Annotated in this window: 15 protein-coding genes and 2 riboswitches; of the genes, 1 reads left to right on the top strand and 14 read right to left on the bottom strand. The window is 69.2% G+C overall.

The window, feature by feature from the left end; genetic code table 11:
- Nucleotides 1–213: 213 nt before the first annotated feature.
- The 10 genes from typA to FB047_RS00390 all read right to left on the bottom strand — a co-directional run bounded on the left by typA (nt 214) and on the right by FB047_RS00390 (nt 14195).
- On the bottom strand, nt 214–2127 hold the full coding sequence (typA, locus tag FB047_RS00435; RefSeq protein WP_136585295.1) for a translational GTPase TypA: 1914 nt from the start codon (nt 2125–2127) through the stop codon (nt 214–216).
- Between the two features lie 159 nt (nt 2128–2286).
- On the bottom strand, nt 2287–3966 hold the full coding sequence (locus FB047_RS00430) for an ABC transporter family substrate-binding protein (RefSeq protein WP_136585294.1): 1680 nt from the start codon (nt 3964–3966) through the stop codon (nt 2287–2289).
- Nucleotides 3967–3970: 4 nt separating this feature from the next.
- Nucleotides 3971–6163, bottom strand: coding sequence for a dipeptide ABC transporter ATP-binding protein (locus FB047_RS00425; protein WP_136585293.1), 2193 nt, complete (start codon nt 6161–6163; stop codon nt 3971–3973).
- Nucleotides 6156–7079, bottom strand: coding sequence for an ABC transporter permease (locus tag FB047_RS00420; RefSeq protein WP_136585292.1), 924 nt, complete (start codon nt 7077–7079; stop codon nt 6156–6158). The genes FB047_RS00425 and FB047_RS00420 overlap by 8 nt, the downstream gene beginning before the upstream one ends.
- Nucleotide 7080: 1 nt before the next feature.
- Nucleotides 7081–8061 (bottom strand): ABC transporter permease, encoded by a 981-nt coding sequence (locus FB047_RS00415; protein ID WP_136585291.1) that lies wholly within the window; start codon nt 8059–8061, stop codon nt 7081–7083.
- A 235-nt stretch (nt 8062–8296) separates the two neighbouring features.
- The gene (locus tag FB047_RS00410) at nt 8297–8845 is read right to left on the bottom strand and encodes a PH domain-containing protein (RefSeq protein ID WP_240752383.1); all 549 of its coding nucleotides are present in this window, start codon (nt 8843–8845) and stop codon (nt 8297–8299) included.
- A gap of 38 nt (nt 8846–8883) precedes the next feature.
- On the bottom strand, nt 8884–10548 hold the full coding sequence (locus FB047_RS00405; protein WP_136585289.1) for an ABC transporter ATP-binding protein: 1665 nt from the start codon (nt 10546–10548) through the stop codon (nt 8884–8886).
- Nucleotides 10545–11492, bottom strand: a complete 948-nt coding sequence (locus FB047_RS00400) for an ABC transporter permease (RefSeq protein WP_136585288.1) — start codon at nt 11490–11492, stop codon at nt 10545–10547. Before FB047_RS00400 ends, FB047_RS00405 begins: the two co-directional genes overlap by 4 nt.
- Entirely contained in the window at nt 11482–12411 is a 930-nt protein-coding gene (locus FB047_RS00395) for an ABC transporter permease (RefSeq protein WP_136585287.1), read from the bottom strand. The genes FB047_RS00400 and FB047_RS00395 overlap by 11 nt, the downstream gene beginning before the upstream one ends.
- Before the next feature lie 164 nt (nt 12412–12575).
- Nucleotides 12576–14195: a peptide ABC transporter substrate-binding protein gene (locus FB047_RS00390; RefSeq protein WP_136585286.1), complete on the bottom strand. Its 1620-nt coding sequence runs from the start codon at nt 14193–14195 to the stop codon at nt 12576–12578.
- Nucleotides 14196–14359: 164 nt separating this feature from the next.
- On the opposite strand from FB047_RS00390, the gene FB047_RS00385 reads away from it, so the two are divergent.
- Nucleotides 14360–15217 (top strand): CPBP family intramembrane glutamic endopeptidase, encoded by an 858-nt coding sequence (locus tag FB047_RS00385; RefSeq protein WP_136585285.1) that lies wholly within the window; start codon nt 14360–14362, stop codon nt 15215–15217.
- Nucleotides 15218–15285: 68 nt separating this feature from the next.
- On the opposite strand, the gene FB047_RS00380 is transcribed toward FB047_RS00385, so the two are convergent.
- The 4 genes from FB047_RS00380 to FB047_RS00365 form a co-directional block, all read right to left on the bottom strand.
- Nucleotides 15286–17031 (bottom strand): ABC transporter substrate-binding protein, encoded by a 1746-nt coding sequence (locus FB047_RS00380; protein WP_136585284.1) that lies wholly within the window; start codon nt 17029–17031, stop codon nt 15286–15288.
- Nucleotides 17032–17314: 283 nt separating this feature from the next.
- Nucleotides 17315–20224, bottom strand: coding sequence for an aminomethyl-transferring glycine dehydrogenase (gene gcvP / locus FB047_RS00375; RefSeq protein WP_136585283.1), 2910 nt, complete (start codon nt 20222–20224; stop codon nt 17315–17317).
- Nucleotides 20221–20595, bottom strand: coding sequence for a glycine cleavage system protein GcvH (gene gcvH, locus FB047_RS00370; protein WP_136585282.1), 375 nt, complete (start codon nt 20593–20595; stop codon nt 20221–20223). The genes gcvP and gcvH overlap by 4 nt, the downstream gene beginning before the upstream one ends.
- Nucleotides 20592–21797 carry an aminomethyl transferase family protein gene (locus tag FB047_RS00365; protein WP_136585281.1) on the bottom strand — a complete coding sequence of 402 codons (1206 nt, stop codon included), beginning with the start codon at nt 21795–21797 and terminating at the stop codon, nt 20592–20594. Before FB047_RS00365 ends, gcvH begins: the two co-directional genes overlap by 4 nt.
- Before the next feature lie 48 nt (nt 21798–21845).
- A riboswitch (glycine riboswitch) is annotated at nt 21846–21960 on the bottom strand.
- Nucleotides 21961–22055: riboswitch (glycine riboswitch) on the bottom strand.
- Nucleotides 22056–22062 lie beyond the last annotated feature (7 nt).

Genomic DNA, 22062 nt, shown 5'->3' with positions numbered 1-22062 from the left:
GCCGGTCGGTGCACCGCTCCTGCGGAGACATCGCCCGGCACGGGCCTGGATCGGCGTCAGTTGTCGGCGGTTTCGACAGGCCCAGCCACCTCCCGCCCGGAGGACACCGGGGCGACGCCGACGGCATCGACAGGCTGAGCTACCACGCGCGGGGGAAACGCGAGACGGCCCCGCCGAGCAGAGCTCCACGGGGCCGTCCGGTGACGAGAACGCTTACGCGTTGGCATCCTGGCGCTTGGCGCGCGAGGCGGCACGGCCGCGCTCGGTCGCGTCGAGCACGACCTTGCGGATGCGCACCTTCTCGGGCGTGACCTCGACGCATTCGTCGTCGCGCGCGAACTCGAGCGACTCCTCGAGCGTGAGCACGCGCGGGGGCGTCATCGACTCGAAGGAGTCGGAGGTCGACGAACGCATGTTCGTGAGCTTCTTCTCCTTGGTGATGTTGACGTCCATGTCGTCGGCGCGCGAGTTCTCGCCGATGACCATGCCCTCGTAGACCTCTTCGGTGGGCTGCACGAAGAAGCTCATGCGCTCCTGCAGGGCGATCATCGCGAAGGGGGTCACGACGCCCATGCGGTCGGCGACGATCGAGCCGTTCTGACGCGTGGTGATCGAACCGGCCCAGTCGTCGTAGCCGTGCGAGATGGCGTTGGCGATACCGGTGCCGCGCGTGATGGTGAGGAACTCGCTGCGGAAGCCGATGAGACCGCGCGAGGGCACGACGAACTCCATGCGCACCCAGCCGGTGCCGTGGTTCGTCATGTTGTCCATGCGGCCCTTGCGGGCGGCCATGAGCTGCGTGATCGCGCCGAGGTGCTCCTCGGGGGCGTCGATCGTGAGGTGCTCGTAGGGCTCCTTGAGCTTGCCGTCGTCGCCGCGCTTGGTGACCACCTGGGGCTTGCCGACGGTGAGCTCGAAGCCCTCGCGGCGCATGTTCTCGACGAGGATCGCCAGGGCGAGCTCGCCACGGCCCTGGACTTCCCAGGCATCCGGACGCCCGATGTCGACGACCTTGAGCGAGACGTTGCCGATGAGCTCGCGGTCGAGGCGGTCCTTGACCATGCGGGCGGTGAGCTTGTGCCCCTTGACCTTGCCCATCAGCGGTGAGGTGTTGGTGCCGATCGTCATCGAGATCGCCGGGTCGTCGACCGTGATCGCCTTGAGCGGGCGCACGTCTTCGGGGTCGGCGATGGTCTCGCCGATCGTGATGTCGGGGAAACCGGCGATCGCGACGATGTCGCCGGGGCCGGCGTCTTCGGCGGGGAAGCGCTCGAGGGCGCGCGTCTTGAGCAGCTCGGTGACACGGGCGTTGCTGGTGGTGCCGTCGGCGCGCACCCACGCGACCGTCTGACCCTTCTTGAGCGTGCCGTTGAACACGCGCAGCAGCGCGAGACGACCGAGGAACGGCGAGGAGTCCAGGTTGGTGACCCACGCCTGCAGCGGCGCCTCGTCGTCGTACGAGGGAGCGGGCACGTGCTCGAGGATCGCGCCGAAGAGGGGCTCGAGGTCGTCGTTGTCGGGGAGGGCGCCGTTGTCGGGACGGGTGAGCGAGGCCGCGCCGGCACGACCCGAGGCGTAGACCACCGGAACGTCGAGGAGAGCGTCGACGTCGAGGTCGGGCACGTCGTCGACGAGGTCGGACGCGAGACCGAGCAGCAGGTCGTGCGCCTCTTCTTCGACCTCGGCGATGCGCGCGTCGGGGCGGTCGGTCTTGTTGACCAGGAGGATGACGGGGAGCTTCGCCTCGAGCGCCTTGCGCAGCACGAAGCGGGTCTGGGGCAGCGGACCCTCGGACGCGTCGACGAGCAGCACGACGCCGTCGACCATCGACAGACCGCGCTCGACCTCGCCACCGAAGTCGGCGTGGCCGGGGGTGTCGATGACGTTGATCGTCACCGGAACGTCGGTGTGGACGCCGTTGTACTCGATCGCCGTGTTCTTGGCGAGGATCGTGATTCCCTTCTCGCGCTCGAGGTCGTTCGAGTCCATCGCGCGCTCTTCGACGTGCGCGTGGTCGCCGAACGAGCCGGTCTGGCGGAGCATGGCGTCGACGAGGGTCGTCTTTCCGTGGTCGACGTGCGCGACGATCGCGACGTTGCGGAGGTCAGGACGAAGGGCGTGCGCCATGGAGGGTCTCCAGGAAATTTAGGGGTGGCGCCCGGAATCGGGCCGTCCCAGTCTACCGGGCGCCCACGACACTCCCGGCAGCGCACGTTCAGGAAGCGTGACGGCACGCGAAAAGGGGCGGGATCCCGTAGGACCCCGCCCCCTCGCTCGATGCCGGACTCAGCTGTTCTGGAAGCCGACGATCGTCCAGTCGACGGTCTCGAACTGGGTCGCACCCCAGTTCACCAGGCCCTGCTTGACCGCGTAGACGTTGGGCAGCGGCGCGATCGGAATGATCGGCACGTACGACCACAGCACCTTGTCGATCTCCTCGGCCGTCTGCAGGCGCGAGTCGGGGTCGAGGTCGGTGTTGGCCTTCTGCCACAGGTCCGCCAGCTGCGGGTCGGTGATGCCGGTGTAGTTCTGCGCCGAGTCGACGGGCGAGAACAGCGACTCGCTCGACGAGATCGGGTACGCGGTGCCGCGCCACGAGAACGTCACCATCTGGAAGTCACCCGGGATGATGTAGTCGCTGAAGTAGCCGCCGACGGGGACGGTGTTCAGGTCGACCGGGATGCCGAACTCGCTGAGGTCGGCCTGGATCTGCTCGGCGCGCTGGATGTTGGTCGCGGTGTCGGCGGGGACCGTCACCGAGAACTTCAGCGGGGTGCCGTCCTTGACCCAGGAGTCGCCGTCCTTGGTGTAGCCGGCGTCTTCGAGGTACTTCGCGCCGGCGTCGGTGTCGTACGGCAGCGACTCGTCGGTGTAGCCGTCCTGGCCGGGCATGAAGACGTAGCTGCCCTGCGTGATGGCGGGGACGCCGACCGGGGAGTTCGCCGTGTTGGCGATCTGCTCGCGGTTGACGATGGATGCCACGGCCTTGCGCACGTTGACGTCGGCGAGCGGGCCGTCGGAGGCGCGCATCGTGATGTGCGTCCAGGTCAGACCGTTCGACGCCTGGATCTGCGCGCCCTGCACGTTCTGAGCGGTCTGGTAGAGGTCGGCGTTGGCGCTGATGTTGAGCGCGTCGATCTCACCGTTGCTGAACGAGGTGCCCTGCTGGTCCTGGCTCACCGCGCGGTAGACGATCGTCTCGAGCTTGGGCGCCTGGCCCCACCACTTGGGATTGCGCTCGAGGGTCGCGATGCCGGCGGTCGAGTCGAAGCTCCCGAGCAGGAACGGGCCCGACGACGGCAGCGCCTTGGTCAGGTAGCCGGTGTTGAAGGTGGTCGGGTCGTTCGCCACGGATGCCGGGAGGATCTGGCCGAGCAGACCCTGCCAGTCGGCGTAGATCGACGAGAACGTGATGATGACGTCGTACTCGTTCTCGCCCTGCTCGACCGAGGAGATCTGGTCCCACCCGGTCGTCGAGATGACGACGTAGTCGGGGTTGGAGCCGTTGTTCGCCTTCCACGTCGCCTGGTAGTCGGCGACCGTGATGGGCGTACCGTCCTCCCAGACGGCCTTCGGGTTGAGCTTGATCTCGACCGTCTGGGGGTCTTCGTTGGTCAGCTCGACCGACTCGGCGTAGTCGGAGTTCACGACCGGCTTGCCGGACTCGTCGATCTTGATGGGGCCGCCCTGCATCGCCGAGACGATGTCGTTGGTGTTGGCCTCGTTGCCGTCGATGTGGAAGTTGTTCCAGTTGACCGGCATGGAGTCCACGGCGAGCGTCAGCGTGCCGCCGTCCTGCACGTCGGCCGCGTCGGCACGCACCCACGCGGTGGAGGGCAGGGAGTTCTGGTCGTCGGGATTCGCCGACGGCGCCGCGGTGTTGCCCGGCGCGCACCCGGCGATCGCCAGGGCGGCGGCGCTCAGCAGCGCGAGCGCGCCGAGCCCCTTCGCTTTGCGGATCTGCATGTGATCAATCCTCTCGTTGGTGATCAGGGAGGGCCTTCGACGACGTGGTGCCGTCGACCGAAGACGTTCGGGGGGAACCGGCCGACGCCGTCTCGAGGACGAGGTCGGACCGTTCGGCGTAGTGGCACGCCACCTCGGAGTGCGCCGAGGGGCGCAGACCGGGGTCGTCGGAGTCGCACCGGCGCCGGTCGGCGTCGGGCAGCAGGCGGTAGAGCGGGCACCGCGTGCGGAAACGGCATCCGGAGATCTCCTGCGTGGGGCTCGGCAGGTCGCCGTCCAGCAGGATACGGGTGCGCGAGCGCTCGATGCGCGGGTCCGGGATGGGCGCCGCCGAGATCAGGGCCTTGGTGTACGGATGCCGCGGATCGTCGAACACCTGGTCGACCGGCCCCTGCTCCACGATGCGTCCGAGGTACATGACCGAGACGTCGTCGGCGATCTGGCGCACCACCGCGAGGTCGTGCGCGACGAAGAGGAACGACAGGCCGAGGCGCTCCTTGAGGTCTTCGAGCAGGTTGATCACGCCCGCCTGGATCGACACGTCGAGCGCCGAGACGGGCTCGTCGAGGACGACCACAGCGGGATCGGTCGCGAGCGCACGGGCGATGCCGATGCGCTGGCGCTGACCACCCGAGAACTCGTGCGGGTAGCGGTCCGACATGTTCGGATCGAGACCGACGAGCTCGAGCAGCTCGGTCACCTTGCGATCACGTTCGGCGCGCGGCACACCCTGCACGAGGAGGGGTTCGGTGATGACCTCGCCGACCGGCAGGCGCGGGTCGATCGCGCCCATCGGGTCCTGGAAGACGATCTGGATGCCCTTGCGCAGCTGCGCCTTGTCCTTGCGGCTCACCGTCGCGACATCCGTGCCGTTGATCCGGATGCTGCCGCTCTGCGGGGCGACCATCTCCATGATCTCGAGGATCGTGGTGGTCTTGCCGCATCCGGACTCCCCCACCAGACCCATCGTGCGACCGGGCTGGATCGAGAACGAGATGCCGTCGACGGCGCGCACCGTGCCGATGCGACGCGGGAAGACCGACCCCTTCATCAGCGGGAAGTGCTTCGTGAGGTCCGTCACCTCCACGGCGGGAGTGACGTCGGGCCGCAGCGGCGGGATCTCCCCCAGCGCCTCGGGGCGCGGGAAGATGTCGGGTCGCGAGAGCGAGCCCGAGGCGATCTCGTCGGCGCGGATGCAGGCGGAGACGTGCTCGGGGTCGACGCCGTGCACGACGAGCTCGGGCTCGACCTCGCGGCACGCGTCGATCGCGATCGGGCACCGCGCGGCGAACGGGCAGCCCGTCGGCAGGTTCGCCAGGGACGGCGGCCGCCCCTCGAGCGGGACCAGTCGCTGCGAGCCCGCCGTCTGCATGTTGGGCACGGAGCGCAGAAGTCCGACCGTGTAGGGCATGTGCGGGTCGTGGAAGATCTCGTCGACGGAGCCGCGTTCGACGAGCGTGCCGGCGTACATGACGGCCACGCGGTCGGCGTGACCGGCGACGACGCCGAGGTCGTGCGTGATGAGCACCACGGCGGCGCCCGTGACCTCGCGCGCCTTCTGCAGCACCTCGAGGATCTGCGCCTGGATCGTGACGTCGAGCGCGGTGGTCGGCTCATCGGCGATGATCACGCGCGGGTCGTTCGCGATCGCCATCGCGATCATCGCGCGCTGACGCATTCCGCCCGAGAACTCGTGCGGATACGCGCGGGCCCGGCGCTCGGCATCCGGGATGCCGACGAGCTTGAGCAGCTCGACCGATCGGGCGTGCGCGGCCTGGGCCGACAGCGCGCGATCGTGCAGCCGCAGGCCCTCGGAGATCTGGTCTCCGACGGTGTACACCGGGGTGAGCGCCGACAGCGGGTCCTGGAAGACCATCGCGAGTTCGGCACCGCGGATCTTCGACAGCTGGGCGTCGTTCATCGACAGCAGCGAACGTCCGTCGTAGAGGATGTCGCCCTCCACCTTCGCGTTCGAGGGCAGCAGCCCCATGACCGCGAGCGAGGAGACGCTCTTCCCGGAGCCGGACTCTCCGACGATGCCGAGGAACTCGCCCTCGTGCACGTCGTACGAGATCCCGCGCACCGCGCGGACGGCGTTCCCCTCGCGCTGGGGGAAGGTGACGCTGAGGTCGCGCACCGACAGCAGGGGCGAACGTCCCGTCGCGGACGACGGGGAGACGGTACGGGGGTCAGTCACGGTTCGCTCCCGAGGTGGGGTCGATGGCGTCGCGCAGGGCGTCGCCGATGAGGCTGATGGCCAGGAGCAGCACGATCAGCACGCCGGCGGGGTAGACGAACAGCCACGGGCGGGTCACGGCGGCCGAAGTGCCCGCCGAGAGCAGGGTTCCCAGAGACACGTCGGGCGCCTGGACGCCGAAGCCGAAGTAGCTCAGCGAGGTCTCGGCCATGATCGCCGCGACGATTCCGAGGGTCGCGTCGATGATGAGCAGCGAAGCGATGTTGGGGATGATGTGGCGCGCCAGGATCTTGCGCGTCGGCATCCCCATGTACCGCGCGGCACGGACGAAGTCGCGGTTGCGCAGCGAACGGGTCTGGTTGCGGACGACCTGCGCGAGGATCATCCAGCTGAACACCGCCAGGAAGAACGTCAACGCGAGCCACGACAGGCCGCGCGTCAGCGGGCTGAGCAGGACGAGCACGAAGAACGACGGCACGACCAGCAGCAGGTGGATGACCCACCCGATCACGGCGTCGATCTTGCCGCCGAGGTACCCGGCGACCGAGCCGACGGTCGCCGCGATCAGCGTCGCGCCGATGCCGGCGAGGGCGCCGATGATGAGCGACTTCTGCAGGCCCACCAGCGTCTGGGCGTAGATGTCCTGGCCGATGCCGTTGGTGCCGAACCAGTGCAGCTGCGTGGGCCCGAGGCCCACGTTGAGGAAGTCGCGCTGGGTGGCGTCCCACGGCGAGAGCAGGGGGCCGATGAAGGCCCAGAGCACGATGAAGACGAGCACGCTCGCGCCGACCCAGAACCGGGGCATCTTGCGCAGACGAGCGCGCACCAGGGCTCCGCGGGAAAGCGGCTTGCGGTCGCGGGTGACCGGGCTGGTGGCGACGAGGGTGCCGTCGAGGGCATCTTCCTGCATGGTCATGTCAGCTCCTCACTCTCGGGTCGAGGGCTGCGTAGAGCACTTCGGACAGGGTCGAAGAAAGCAGGACGAGAACCGCGACGAAGAGCGTCGATCCCGCCACCGCATTGATGTCCTGCTGGGTCACGGCGTTGAGCTGGAATTGCCCCATGCCGCGCCACGAGAAGACGATCTCGAGCATCGCGGAACCGGCGATCAGCGTGCCGAAGCTGTAGGCGAAGAACGTCGACATCGGGATGAGGGCGATGCGAACGCCGTGGCGGAAGAGCGCCTGCGTGCGCGGAAGGCCCTTCGAGCGGGCCGTGCGGATGTAATCGGCGCCGAGCACGTCGAGCATCATGCTGCGCTGGTAGCGCGAGAACGACGCCGCGCTGATCAGCACGAGAGCGATCGTGGGCAGCAGCAGGTGCACCGCACGGTCGGCGACCATCGGCCAGAAGCCCTCGACCCCGGCGGTGTACTCGCCGGTGAAACGGATGACCTGCGTGCCCAGCGCGTTGTTGAAGCCGGTCGCGGCGATCATCAGCAGCACGCCGATGACGAACGTCGGGGTCGCGAACACGAGGTACGACGCGTACGTCGTCACCTGGTCGCTCGCGCGGTACTGCCGCACCGCACCCCATACACCGATGAGCACGCCGACCACGGCGCCCAGGATCGACCCGATCAGCAGCAGGCGCAGGCTCGTGCCGGCCCGCGTGGCGATCTCGGTCATGACGTCCTGGCCGCCGATCGTGGTGCCGAGGGAGAACTTCGTGAACAGGTTCACGAGCCAGTTCCACAGGCGCACGAGGATCGGCACGTCGGGGTTGGCGCCCAGCGCGTTCAGGCTCGCGATGATCGAGTCCTCCGGCGGACGCGGGTTCATGCCGTAGAAGCGGTCCTGGGGCCGCAGCAACGCGGAGCCGAGCACGTAGGCGAGACAGGTCGCCAGCAGGCTCAGAACGGCGTAGTTCAGGAACCGTCGCAGAACGTACAGCGTCATGACGCGCGCAGGCCCGTTCGCCCGGATTCCGTCCAGAACGTCTCGGTGGTCTGCATGGTGCTGGTCCTCTCGCCTTCGAGATCCCCGCCGATTGTTTCGCCTGGCTAAGGATCTTCGAAGACCCTACGTCGGCTTTTCGCGGAACGTGTGCCGGGGGAACACACTTTTCACGACCGTAACAAAGCTCTTACATGGCGCTTTGTCACGAGCGATGGGAGCTGGCGCAGCACTGCGCTCAGCGGACACCGCCGGAAATGAACAAAGCGATAATAACCCAGAGGATGAGAACCGCCAGGGAAATCAGCGAAGGAATGTCCCAGAAACGACGAACGGTGCCGTCCGCGGGCGCACCCGCCCGCGCGGACTCCCACGCGTCCTGGATGACCTGGAGATCGCGGATCGCGGGGGGCTCGCGGCGCCCCCGCTCGTCGTCGCGTCGCAGCGCGGGTCGGCCCGGTCGGCCGGCCACCGGGCCTCCGAAGGCCTTCACGACGCGCGGCTCGTCGGTGCGCACCTCGAGCTGCCACCGCATGTCGACGTCGCTCACGCGCGCCCAGGCGATCTCCGTGATGCGCAGGGGGTTGTGGATGCGGATGCCGCGGGCGTCGATGCGCACGTGCGGCGCGAACAGCAGGGCGTAGACGCCCCACAGCGCCAACAGCACCCAGGGGGCGAGCAGGAGCATCTCGCCGAGGCCGGCGCGGAGCGCGGCATCCCCCAGGAGGACCACCGCGAGCACGGCGCCGAGCACGAGCCCGACGACCGAGGAGGGGGCGCGGAACACCCGTGGGTGCTCCGCGCCCCGATAGCGCTCGTCGCGCGTCACGCGCCGCCCAGCTGCAGCGAGGCGCCGGGGATCGCGTCGAGCAGGCGACGGGTGTACTCCTGCGACGGCTGCGCGAAGATCTCGTCGACCGTGCCCTGCTCGACGAGCTTGCCGCGCTCCATGACGCACACCAGGTCGGCGGCGACACGGACGACGGCGAGGTCGTGCGTGATGAACAGGTAGGTCAGACCGAGTTCGGACTGCAGCTCGGCGAGCAGCTGCAGGATCTGCGCCTGCACGAGCACGTCGAGGGCCGAGACGGCCTCGTCGAGCACGAGGATGTCGGGCTTGAGCGCGAGAGCGCGCGCGATCGCGACACGCTGGCGCTGACCGCCGGACAGCTCGTTCGGGTAGCGCGAGGCCAGCTCCTGCGGCAGGGCGACCTGCTCGAGCAGCTCCTCCACGCGGGCACGACGCGAGGCGTTGTCGCCCACCTTGTGGATGTTGAGCGGCTCGGCGATGAGGTTGCCGATGCTGCGCAGCGGGTCGAGCGAGCCGTACGGGTCCTGGAAGACGGGCTGCATGCGGCGACGCAGGGCGAAGGTGTCCTTCGCGCTGAGCTTGCCGGTGTTGACCCCGTCGACCTCGATCGAGCCCGACGTGGGCTCCTCGAGCTTGAGGACCATCTTCGCGATCGTCGACTTGCCCGAACCGGACTCTCCCACGAGCGCGAGCGTCTTGCCGCGCGGGATCTCGAACGAGACCCCGTCGACGGCGCGGAACTGCTCGCTGCGGAATCCGCCCTGGCGGATCTTGTACTCCTTGACGAGGTCGGTGACCTTCACGGTCGCCGGCGCGTCGATGTCGGCCTCGCGGATGATGCCGCGATCCTCCACCTTCGCCTGGATGCGCTGCGACGCGATGCTCGGCGCCGCGGCGACCAGCCGCTGGGTGTACGGGTGCTGCGGGTTCTCGAGGATCTCGCGGCTCGGGCCCGACTCGACGATCTCGCCCTGGTTCATCACGACGATGGTGTCGGCGCGCTCTGCGGCCAGACCCAGGTCGTGCGTGATGAGGAGCACCGAGGTGCCCCGCTCCCGGGTGAGGGATGCCATGTGGTCGAGGATGACGCGCTGCACCGTGACGTCGAGGGCCGAGGTCGGCTCGTCGGCGATCAGGAGCTTCGGGTCGGCCGCGAGGCCGATGCCGATGAGCGCGCGCTGGCGCATACCGCCCGAGAACTGGTGCGGGTACTGGTGCAGGCGACGCTCGGCGTCGGCCAGACCGGCCTGCTTGAGCACCTCGATCGCGCGCTTCTCGACCTCCTTGCGACCGGTGGCGATGCCGTTCGCACGGATCGCCTCCTTGACCTGGAAGCCGATGCTCCACACCGGGTTGAGGTTGGACATCGGGTCCTGGGGGACGTATCCGATGTCCTTGCCGCGGACCGACTCGAACTGCGATGAACTGAGACCCGTCAGTTCGCGCCCGTCGAGGGTGATACTGCCGGCCGTGACGTGACCGGTGCCGGGGAGCAGGCCGATCACCGCGGAGGCGGTGGTCGACTTGCCCGAGCCGGACTCGCCCACGATGGCCACGGTCTGGCCGGGGTAGACGTCGAGGCTCACGCCGTGGAGCACCTCGCGGGAGCCCCCCTCGCCCTCGAAGGCGACCTTGAGGTCGCGGACGGACAGCAGAGGCGTCATGGTGGCGTCGCTCATCGGCGGGCCCTCGCTCTCGGGTCGATGGCGTCTCGAATGAGCTCGCCCAGCAGGATGAACGCCAGCACGGTCACGGTCAGCGCGACCGACGGCCAGATGAGCGCGGCCGGCGCGACACGCAGCGACTGCTGCGCCTGGCTGATGTCGTTACCCCACGACATGGTGTCGCCGCCGAGACCGACGCCGAGGAACGACAGGGTCGCCTCGGCCACGATCGCCGCCGCGAGGCTGATGGTCGTGACCACCAGGAGCGGCGCGATGGCGTTTGGGATGACGTGGGTGAGCAGCGTCTTGAAGCGCGACTGGCCGAGCGCCTGCGACGCGGAGACGTAGTCGGCCTGGCGCACGCGCAGCACCTCGGCGCGCACCACGCGCGCCGTGGACGCCCACGCGAACCCGCCGATCGCGAACGCGAGGGTGAGCACGTTGCGGTACTGGGAGAACACGCTCATGACGACGATCGCCGCGAGGATGTAGGGGATCGAGAAGAAGATGTCGCCGACGCGCGAGATCACCGCGTCGAGCCATCCGCCGTAGAAGCCCGACAGCGCGCCCATGATGAGGCCGATGATCGTGCCGATCGCCGTGGCGAGCAGACCCACCGACAGCGAGGTGCGCGCACCCCACACGATGCGGGAGAACGTGTCGCAGCCCTGGAACGTGAAGCCCAGGATGTGACCCGGCTGCGGACCGCCGTTGCTGTTGGACAGCTGGCAGTCGTTGTTCGGCGGCACCTGCGTGAACAGGGTCGGGAACGCGGCCATGAGGATCACGATGGCCATGACGGCCAGGGCGATCCAGAACGTCGGGCGACGACGCAGGTCGCGCCACGCGTCGAGCCACAGGTTGCTCTTGCGGGCGGCGACGCGCACGGCGTCGACCGAGATGGTCTCGGTCTTGATGGGGGCGACGTAGTGCGGCGCCGGGAAGTGACTACTTGACATAGCGGATCCTCGGGTCCAGAAGGCCGTACAGGAGGTCGACGACGAGGTTGACCAGCACGTAGATGATGACGAAGACGGTCACGAACGAGACGACCGTGGGGCCCTCGCCGCGGATGGTCGCCTGGTAGAGCGTGTTGCCGACGCCGGGGATGTTGAAGATGCCCTCGGTCACGGTCGCGCCCACCAGGAGCACGCCGAAGTTGGTCGCCGAGTTCGTGATCACGGGGATGAGCGAGTTGCGCAGCACGTGCACGGGGATCACGCGACGGCGCGAGAGGCCCTTGGAGTAGGCGGTGCGCACCCAGTCCTGGTTGAGCGTGTCGATGACCGACCCGCGCATCAGGCGCATGCTCGTCGCGAAGAGGCTGAAGCCCAGCACGATGGCCGGGAGCAGCAGATCGCCCCAGTTGTTCTGGGCTCCCACCGTCGGGCGGAACCACCCGAGTTGGATCGCGAGGAAGTACTGCGCGAGGAAGCACGCGACGAAGATCGGCAGGGCAACGAATAGCAGCGCGACGATCAGCGCGACGTTGTCGAACAGCTTGCCCTTGCGGATGGCCGAGATGGTGCCGACGATGATCGCGAGCACGAACTCGATTGCGAGGGCCATCACGGCCAGTCGCGCCGTGACGGGGAGGGTGCGTGCGAGGACCTCGTTCACCGACTGGCCGGAGAAGGTCGTCCCGAGGTCGCCCTGGAAGATCCCGCCCAGGTACAGGAAGTACTGGATGATGAAGGGCTGGTCGAGGTGGTACTGCGCCCGCAGGGCTTCGACGACCTGCGGAGCGGGGGTCTTGTCACCGAAGAGCCCGAGGATCGGGTCTCCCGGCATGGCGAAGACCATGAAGTAGATCAGCAGCGTGGCCCCGAAGAACACGGGGAGCACCTGCAGCAGACGTCTGAGGATGTAGCCGAGCATCCGCTCTCTTTTCGAACGTGGGAAACGCCTCATCGGACGTTCATGTGGGGGGCGGGGCGCAGAAGGGCCCGTGCCGTTTTATCACACGTCGTGATGAGGCCTGGCTGGCAGACCACGAGGCGGTGACGAATCCGTCACCGCCTCGCGGCCCGAGGTCGGAAGGGTTACTTCGTGATCTCGTAGTACAGCGGAACCGAGTTCCACCCGAACTTGACGTTGTTCACGCCCTCGGCGAATCCACCGGTGACGTTGGAGTACCAGAGCGGGATGGCGGGCAGGTCCTGGAGCAGGATCTCCTGCGCCTTCTGGAAGTCGGCGTTCTGGGCGTCGACCTCGGTCTCGGCGATACCGGCGGAGAGCAGGCTGTCGAACTCGGGGTTCGAGTAGTCACCGTCGTTCGACGAGGCGTCGGTCGCGTAGAGCGGTCCGAGGAAGTTGTACAGACCGGGGTAGTCGGCCTGCCAACCGGTGCGGAAGGCGGTCTGGATGCTGCGGTCGGTGATGGCCGTACGCGCTTCCTTGAACGTCGGGTACGGCGCGCCGGACGCGTCGATGCCGAGGGTGTTCTTGATCGAGTTGGTCACCGCGTCGACCCACACCTGGTGTCCGCCGTCGGCGTTGTACGCGATCTGGAACGTGCCGCTCCACGGCGAGATGGCGTCGGCCTGGGCCCACAGCTCCTTCGCCTTGGTCTCGTCGTACTTCAGCACGTCGGCGCCGGTGAGCGAGTCCGACCAGCCGTCGATGACGGGCGAAGTGAAGTCGCTGGCCGGGGTGCGGGTGCCCTGGAAGATCGTCTTGGTGATCTCGTCGCGGTTGATGGCCATCGACAGCGCCTGACGACGCAGCTTGCCCTCTTCGCCGCTGAAGTGCGCGAGGCGCTCCGGGATGGTGAACGACTGGAACACCGCGGCCGGCTGGTTGACCGCGCGGTCGCCCAGGTCGGACTCGAAGGTGGCCTGCGAGGCCGAGGGGATGGCGTCGATCACGTCGACGTTGCCGCCGAGGAGGTCGGCGTACGCGGCATCCTGCGTCGCGTAGAAGACGACCGTCAGACCGCCGTTGGCGACCGTGCGACCACCCTGGTAGTCGTCGTTCTTGACGAGGTCGATCTGCACGTTGTGCTGCCATGCGCCGTCGCTGGCGAGCTTGTACGGACCGTTGCCGACCGGGTTCTCACCGAAGGCGGCCATGTCGTCGAACGCGCTGTCGGGCAGCGGGAAGAACGCCGAGTAGCCCAGGCGCAGCGCGAAGTCGGCGGCGGGCTTGGACAGGGCGATCGTGAAGGTGTAGTCGTCGACCTTCTGCAGACCGGTCAGCTCCGAGTCGGCCTCGTAGCTGAAACCGACGATGTCCTCGAAGAAGTAGCTGTTGAGCTGGTTGTTCGACAGCTGCGCGCCGTAGTTCCAGGCCTTGATGAAGTTGTCGGCCTTGACCTCGGTGCCGTCCGTGAACTTCTGGCCCTTCTTCAGGGTGACCGTGAGGTTCTGCGCGTCGTTGGTGACGATGGACTCCGCCATGTCGTTCACCGGGGCGCCGTCGGCGTCGTAGTAGACCAGACCCGCGAAGATCGAGTCGAGGATCTTTCCGCCGCCGACCTCGTTGGTGTTGGTCGGGATCAGCGGGTTCTGCGGCTCCGAACCGTTGGTCCGGATGATGGCCGAGGCGTCGCCGCCCGAGGCCGAGCCGCTGCCGCCGTTGTCTCCGCCCGAGCAGCCGGCGAGCATGAGCCCGACAGCTCCCAGCAGGGCGAGACTGGAGAGGGCAATCTTGTTGCGCTTCACAGTTCCTCCAGGGAAGGGATGATCATCGCCCGCGCAGGGTTTTCACGCAGCACAAGGCGCGGGGAAATCCGTTCGGGCAGGATGAGAACACATTAGGCACGTTTACCCAGGTGCCCCAAACTTCTTGGATAAACGTTACAGAGGATTTACTCGAGAGGCTCTAGATGTGGCAATCTGACAAGTCGTCGCGCCAGACGCCGCCCGCCGGCTGGACGTATCCTCCGACTTTGGCCCCGACCGAGCGATACGCCCGCACCCGTCTCGCTTGGGAGATCGTCCTCGTCCTGCTCGTGAGCGTGGGCCAGTCGGCGATCTACTCGGTGGTCTCCTTCGTGCGCGCGGCGACGCGGGCGCCCATCTCGCAGCAGCAGACGCAGCTGAACCCCTCACGCAGCGCGGAACCGCTGTGGGATGCGGTCTACCAGTTCCTCGACATCTTCTTCTCCCTCGCCCTGGTCGCCCTGGCGCTGTACCTGCTGTGGGAGCCGGCGAACAACGCGCTGCGGCGCATCGGTCTCGATTTCCACCGCTTCGGCTCCGACCTTGGCCGCGGGGTGCTGCTCGTCCTTCTCATCGGCGCTCCCGGCATCGGCGTCTACGCGATCGGCCGCGCGATCGGTCAGAGCATCACGGTGGTGCCCGCGCCGCTGGACTCGTCGTGGTGGGTCATCGCCCTGCTCGTGCTGGCGGCGCTTCGGGCGGGCCTCACCGAGGAGGTCATCTTCCTCGGCTACCTCTTCGACCGCCTGCGCCGTCTCGGGTGGTCGTGGACGGGGATCATCGTCTCGACCGCCCTGCTGCGCGGGAGCTACCACCTCTACCAGGGCTGGCCCTCCGCCCTCGGCAACGTCGTGATGGGGCTCGTGTTCGGGTGGTGCTACAAGCGCTGGGGCCGGGTCATGCCGCTGGTGGTGGCGCACACGATCATCGACATCGTCGCTTTCGTCGGCTATCCCCTCGCCGCGGCGTGGTGGCCGGGCATCTTCGCGCCGCCGACGCCCTCGCCGTCGCCGTCCAGCTGACGCGGCGCCGCGGGGCGACGCACCGCCGATCGACGCGGAGCCGGGGTCCCGGCATCCGGGAATCGGGCTCAGCTCTGCGGCGGCGTCCAGGTCCAGAACGCGGGCGGGATGCCGTCGGGCTCCGACGTGTACGCCACTCCCCCGACGCCCTTCGCGGTGACGACCGCCCCGGTGCGCTCGAGGAGCGGCACGCCTGCGTACGCCGCGAACAGGGACCGGTCGATCTCCTTCGCCTCGGACAGCACGTCGACCGGGTCGGTGTGCACGGTGAGGTCGTCGAACAGCTCGTTGGTGTTCGCGCCCTCGATGCCCTCCGCGATGCGGTCGCGCGCCGAGCGGTAGAGGCTCTCGTCCTCGCCGACCCAGGCGAGGGTGGCATCCGCCTCCTCGGGCGTGGTCGCCAGTCGGACCGCGATGCCCGCGCGGGCCCCCATCGACACGAGCCGGGGGAAGACCTGGGCCGAGACGTCGTCGGTGGTGTCGTAGGCCACGCGCAGCACGGCGGCGCGGTCGCCGAGAGCACTGCGCGCCCCGTCGACGTCGCTGCCGGTTCCGGGGGCGCCGTTGCCCGACACGAGGTCGGCGTAGAGCGAGCCCGCCGCCGGTGACGACAGGAACGACTGCAGCGGCTGCGCGTCGGGACGCACGGCCCCGAGCACGTCCTGCACGAGGGAGGAGCGGTCGATCGCGAGGGTCATCGCCTGACGCAGATCGGATGCCGTGCGCTCGGCGAACCGCAGGTGCAGGGTCTGCGTGGTCGGACCGACCTGCACCTGGAACCCCGCGTCGGTCAGCGTCTTGTTCTCGGCCACGTCGATGTCGCCGACGTTCGCCACGTCGACCACCCCCGCCTCGATCGCGGACAGCTGCGCGGCGCGGTCCGCGAAGAAGCGGACCGTGAGCTGCTCGAGGCCCGGGAAGTGCGCCCCCTGGTACGAATCCCGTCGCGCGAGCTGCACGGTGTCGGCGGTGATCTCGGTCACCGTCCACGGGCCCGCCGACACCACTCCCGCGGGATCCGGCGTGCTGCCCGGAGCGATGTCGAAACCGGTGTTCCACGTCTGCGCCGCCGCGAGGAGCACGGGGTTGGGTGTCTGCGGAGCGTCGGGGTCTCCGGCGGGGGTGGTGAGGATCGCGGTCAACAGGTCTTTCACGCTCACGCCCGCGCGCTGCGCGATGACGTGCACGGGCCGGTCGAGCAGCCACTGGCGGTTCCAGTCGGCGAACGGCTGGTCGTAGGTGAGGGTGAGCGTGTCGTCGGCGCGGTCGATGCTGGGGCGGGTCGTGCGCGCGTTCGGGTCGGCCGGCATGGCCGTGTCGAAGTAGCGCGTCCCCGAGACGATCTGTCCGCTCGCGTCGTAGGTCGCGTCGTCGAAGTAATGGGAGGTGACGGCCCAGCCGAAGAGGAGGTCGTCGAGGGTGATCGGGGTGCCGTCCGACCAGACACGGTCGGGGAAGAGCTCGTAGCTCACCTTCAGCGGATCGCCCTGCACACGTGTGATACGCCCCATACCGTTGTTGGGGACCACCTGCAGGTCGCCGTCGAGCGAGCCGAGCCGCTCGTCGAGCAAGGCCGACAGCGCGCGGTTCGCGGGGGTGTCGCCGGTGGCGCTCGCGGCGTTGAAGCTCGTGAGCGAGCCCACGACCCCGACGGTGAGGCTGGTGGGGGCCTGCTCGACGGGGGCCGGCTCCGGCTCCGGCGCGGAGCATCCGGCCAGCAGCACTCCGGTCGCGGCGAGCAGGGCGGCGATCCGTGCCGCTGCGCGGCGTCGTCGAGTCGGTCGAGGATCGTCGTTCAGCCCACGGTGCAGCACAGGGGGAACTGTACTAAACCCGCCCTGGGGGATTCCCGGGGCGCGCGCCGCCGGGGCGGGGCGGCGGGGCTTGCGGGGCGGCGGGGCTTGCGGGCCGGCGGGGCGTGCGGGGCGTGCGGGGCGTGCGGGCCGGCGGGGCCCAGCGGCCGCCGAAACTGCACGCCACCGACAACTCGGCGGCGTGCTGCAACCGAATCGTCAGCGCGCTGCAGTCTCGCGCTCCAGCGCCGCCCGCGGGCGAGCGGCGGCCCCGGATGCCGGGAACCGCCGCCGCGACGCGGACTCAGGCGAACGCCTCCGGGGGCGGGCACGAGCACACCAGGTTGCGGTCGCCGTAGGCCTGGTCGATGCGACGCACCGGCGGCCAGTACTTGCCCCGGATGAGCGAGCGCACGGGGTAGACGGCGGTCTCGCGCGAGTAGGGGTGCTCCCACTCCCCCACGACCACCGTCTCGGCGGTGTGCGGGGCGTTGACGAGCGGGTTGTCGTCGCCCGGCCACTCCCCCGCGGCGACCGCGAGGGCCTCGTGCTTGATCGCGATCATGGCATCCACGAAGCGGTCGAGCTCGGCGAGGTCTTCGCTCTCGGTCGGCTCGACCATGAGGGTGCCGGCGACCGGGAACGACATCGTCGGCGCGTGGAATCCGTAGTCGATGAGGCGCTTGGCCACGTCGTCGACCGTCACCCCGGTCTGCTCCTTGAGCGGGCGCAGGTCGAGGATGCACTCGTGCGCGACCAGACCGCCCTCGCCGGCGTAGAGCACCGGGTAGTGCTCGCGCAGGCGCGTGGCGATGTAGTTGGCCGAGAGCACCGCCGCGGCCGTCGCCTGACGCAGACCCTCGGCGCCCATCATGCGCACGTACGCCCACGAGATCGGCAGGATGCCGGCGGAGCCGTGCGGGGCCGCCGAGACCGGTCCGCCGTCGAACACGCCGCCGGCGTGCTCGGCACGCTGCGAGAACGGGTGCGAGGGAAGGAACGGTGCCAGGTGCGCCTTCGCGGCGACCGGGCCCACGCCCGGACCGCCACCGCCGTGCGGGATCGCGAACGTCTTGTGCAGGTTGAGGTGCGAGACGTCGCCGCCGAGGTCGCCGAAGCGCGCGAAACCGAGAAGCGCGTTGAGGTTGGCGCCGTCGACGTACACCTGCCCGCCGGCGTCGTGCACGGCCTGCGTGATCTCGAGCACGTCGTGCTCGTACACCCCGTGGGTCGAGGGGTACGTGATCATCAGGGCCGACAGCTCGGCCGCGTGCTGTGCGATCTTCGCGCGCAGGTCGCCGAGGTCGACGTTGCCGGCCTCGTCGCACGCGACGACCACGACCTTCATGCCCGCGAGGACCGCCGACGCGGCGTTCGTGCCATGGGCCGACGACGGGATGAGGCAGACGGTGCGCTCGGTGTCGCCGTTCGCGAGGTGGTAGCCGCGGATCGCGAGCAGGCCCGCGAGCTCGCCCTGCGATCCGGCGTTCGGCTGCAGCGAGACGGCGTCGTAGCCCGTGACCTCCGCGAGCCACCGTTCGAGCTGCTCGATCATCTCGAGGTAGCCGCGCACGTCTGCCTCGGGGGCGAAGGGGTGCACGCGCGAGAACTCGGGCCACGACACGGCCGCCATCTCGGTCGCGGCGTTGAGCTTCATCGTGCACGAGCCCAGCGGGATCATGCCGCGGTCGAGCGCGTAGTCGCGGTCGGCGAGCGTCTTGAGGTACCGCATCATCGCCGTCTCGCTGCGGTGCGCGTGGAAGACGGGGTGCGTGAGGTACTCGTCGTCGCGGTGCAGCGCGCCGTCGACGCCGCGGAGGGCCTCACCCTCCGGCAGCTCGATCGCCGCCGAGCCGAAGGCGCCGGAGCCGAAGCCCTCGAGGCCGAACGCGTCCAGCACGGCCGCGAGGTCGGCATCCGTCGTCGTCTCGTCCACCGAGACGCCCACGGTCGCGTCATCGATCCACAGCAGCTGATAGCCGCGCTCACGTGCGCGATCGACGACGTCCTGCGCCCGACCGGGGACGTGCACGCGCACGGTGTCGAAGAACGCGTCGCTCGCGAGGGTGAGGTCGTACGACCGCAGAGCGGATGCCAGGGAGTCGGTCGTGCGCGCGACGCGGGTCGCGATCGCCCGCAGCCCGTCGGGCCCGTGGTACACGGCGTACATCGCGGCCATGACGGCCAGCAGCACCTGAGCGGTGCAGATGTTCGACGTCGCCTTCTCTCGGCGGATGTGCTGTTCGCGCGTCTGCAGCGACAGGCGGTAGGCGGGGGCGCCGACGGCATCCTGCGACACGCCCACCAGACGCCCCGGCAGCTGCCGCTCGAGGCCTGCGCGCACGGCCATGTATCCGGCGTGCGGTCCGCCGAAGCCGAGGGGGACGCCGAAGCGCTGGGTCGTGCCGACGGCGACGTCGGCGCCGAGGGCACCGGGCGAGCGCAGCAGCGTGAGCGCGAGCAGGTCGGCCGCGGCCACGACGAGACCGCCGTTCGCGTGCACCGCCTCGGCGACGGCCGAGAAGTCCCACACGCGACCGGTCGCGCCGGGGTACTGCACGAACGCGCCGAACGCGTCGGGCACCTCGCCCGCGAACGACGTCTCGACGATGCGGATGCCGACCGCCGCCGCGCGGTGGTGCAGCAGCGCCTTGGTCTGCGGCAGGGCGTCGACGTCGACGAGGAAGACGTCGGTCTTGGCCTTCGAGGCGCGGCGGGCGACGAGCATGCCCTCGACCACGGCGGTGGACTCGTCCAGCATCGAGGCGTTCGCCGTGGCGAGCCCCGTCAGGTCGGTGACCATCGTCTGGAAGTTGATGAGCGCCTCGAGGCGCCCCTGCGAGATCTCGGGCTGGTACGGCGTGTAGGCCGTGTACCAGGAGGGGTTCTCGAGGACGTTGCGCGCGATCACCGACGGGGTGAAGGTGTCGTAGTAGCCGAGGCCGATCATCGGGCGGGCGGAACGGTTCGCGGTCGCCAGCTCGCGCAGCTCGGCCAGCGCCTCGGCCTCGGTCGCGGCGACGGGGATGTCGCTGGTCTCGCGGGGCCGGACGTGGATGGATGCCGGAACGGCGGTCTCGACGAGAGCCTCGACGCTGTCGTACCCGACGACCTCGAGCATGTGCGCCTGCGCGTCGGGTCCGATGCCGATGTGGCGATCGGTGAAGGCGGCCGGGGTTCCGGCATCCGTGCGGGAAGGAAGGACGGTGCTCATGCGGTGAGGTCCTCGTAGGCGGCGCGGTCGAGCAGGTCGCCGGGGAGCTCGCCCTCGACGCGGATCTTGATGAGCCAGCCGCCGGCGAAAGGTTCTGCGTTGACGAGCGAGGGGTCGTCGACGACGGCGTCGTTCACCTCGACGACGGTTCCCGACAGCGGCGCGTAGAGCTCGCCGACCGACTTGGTCGACTCGATCTCACCGCAGACGTCGCCCGCGCTGACCGCGGAGTCGGCGCCCGGGAGTTCGACGAACACGACGTCGCCGAGCTTGTCGGCGGCGAAGTCGGTGATCCCCACGGTGGCGATGTCGCCCTCGAGGGCGATCCACTCGTGCTCGGAGGTGAAGCTGAGGGCGGTGAGGTCGGTCATGCGTTTCTCCGGTAGAAGGGAAGGGCGGTGACGGTCGCGGGGATGCGGGTTCCGCGCACGTCGATGGTCAGTTCGGTTCCGATGGCGGATGCCGCGGGGGCGACGAACGCCATCGCGACGGGGTGGCCGAGGGTGGGGCTGAGGGCACCGCTGGTGATCTCGCCGACGGTGTCGTCGCCGTGCAGCACGGCGTAGCCGGCGCGTCCGGCGCGGCGGCCGTCCGACACGAGCCCGACGAGCACGGGGGCGTCGGCGGGTCCGGACGACAGTCCCGCCTTCCCGACGAACGTCTCTTTGTCGACCGCGACGACGCGGCCGAGGCCCGCCTGAGCGGGGACGGTGTCGCGCGAGAGCTCGTGACCGTACAGCGGCATGCCGGCCTCGAGGCGCAGGGTGTCACGCGCTGCGAGTCCGCACGGGACGAGCCCGCGGTCGGCGCCCGCGGCGAGCGCGGCATCCCACAGGGCGCCGGCCTGCGCGGTGGGGATCATCAGCTCGTAGCCGTCTTCACCGGTGTATCCGGTGCGGGCGACGAACAGAGGAGCGCCGTCGAAGGTGCCCGCGGTCCAGGCGTAGTAGCCGAGCTCGTCCAGCGGAGTGCCGGTGATCTCGACCCCCGGGGTGGAGCTCAGGATGCCACGCGCCTCGGGGCCCTGGAGGGCGATAAGCGCGTAGGAGTCGGTGACGTCGGCGACCGTGAGGGTTCCGGTCCCTTCGACGGGCTCCGCGACCTCGGTCGCGGTGTCGGGGGCGTCGGTCGCTGAGCCCGTCGAGGCGTCCGAGGCGGGGAGCCACGTCGCCTGCGCGGTCGCGAACGCGGCGGCCACGGCATCCCGGTTGCCCGCGTTCGAGATGACGAGGAAGGAGTCGTCGCCCGTGCGGTAGACGATCACGTCGTCGATGATCCCGCCCGACTCGGCGAGAACGAGGGAGTACTTCGCCTTGCCCACCTTCATGGTGGAGAGGCGACCGGCGAGCACGTGGTCGAGGAACGCGGCCGATCGCGGGCCGTCGACGCGGAACTCGGCCATGTGCGAGATGTCGAACAGACCCGCGGCTTCGCGCACGGCGCGGTGCTCGGCGAGGTCGGAGGTGTAGCGCACGGGCATGTTCCAGCCGCCGAAGTCGGTGAACGAGGCGCCGAGGGCCTCGTGCCGGTCGTGCAGCGGCGACGTGCGCGGTGGAGCGGGGGTGTCGGTCATGAGTTCTGCCGTTCGCGGTGACGGACAGACGCCGGTCGGCGCCTGAAGAACTCCCCCTCTGTCATGGGCCTGAGAGTTTCACCGGCGCAGCGTTTCGGGCGGCGCGGCTTTCACCGTCGGCGGGTTCGGGGACGTGGCATCCCGAACCTCTTTCCAGAGTGGCCCGATCGACGCGGTACGCGTACCTGAGAGATTGGCGGGGAGGCTTGCTCCTTCGGTGCCCGGCTGCGTTCGCCGGAGCTCTCCCGCATCGATCATGGGGCCG

The sequence above is a fragment of the Microbacterium hydrothermale genome (assembly GCF_004854025.1).
Taxonomy (GTDB): domain Bacteria; phylum Actinomycetota; class Actinomycetes; order Actinomycetales; family Microbacteriaceae; genus Microbacterium; species Microbacterium hydrothermale.
This window is presented reverse-complemented; position numbering and strand designations above follow the sequence as displayed.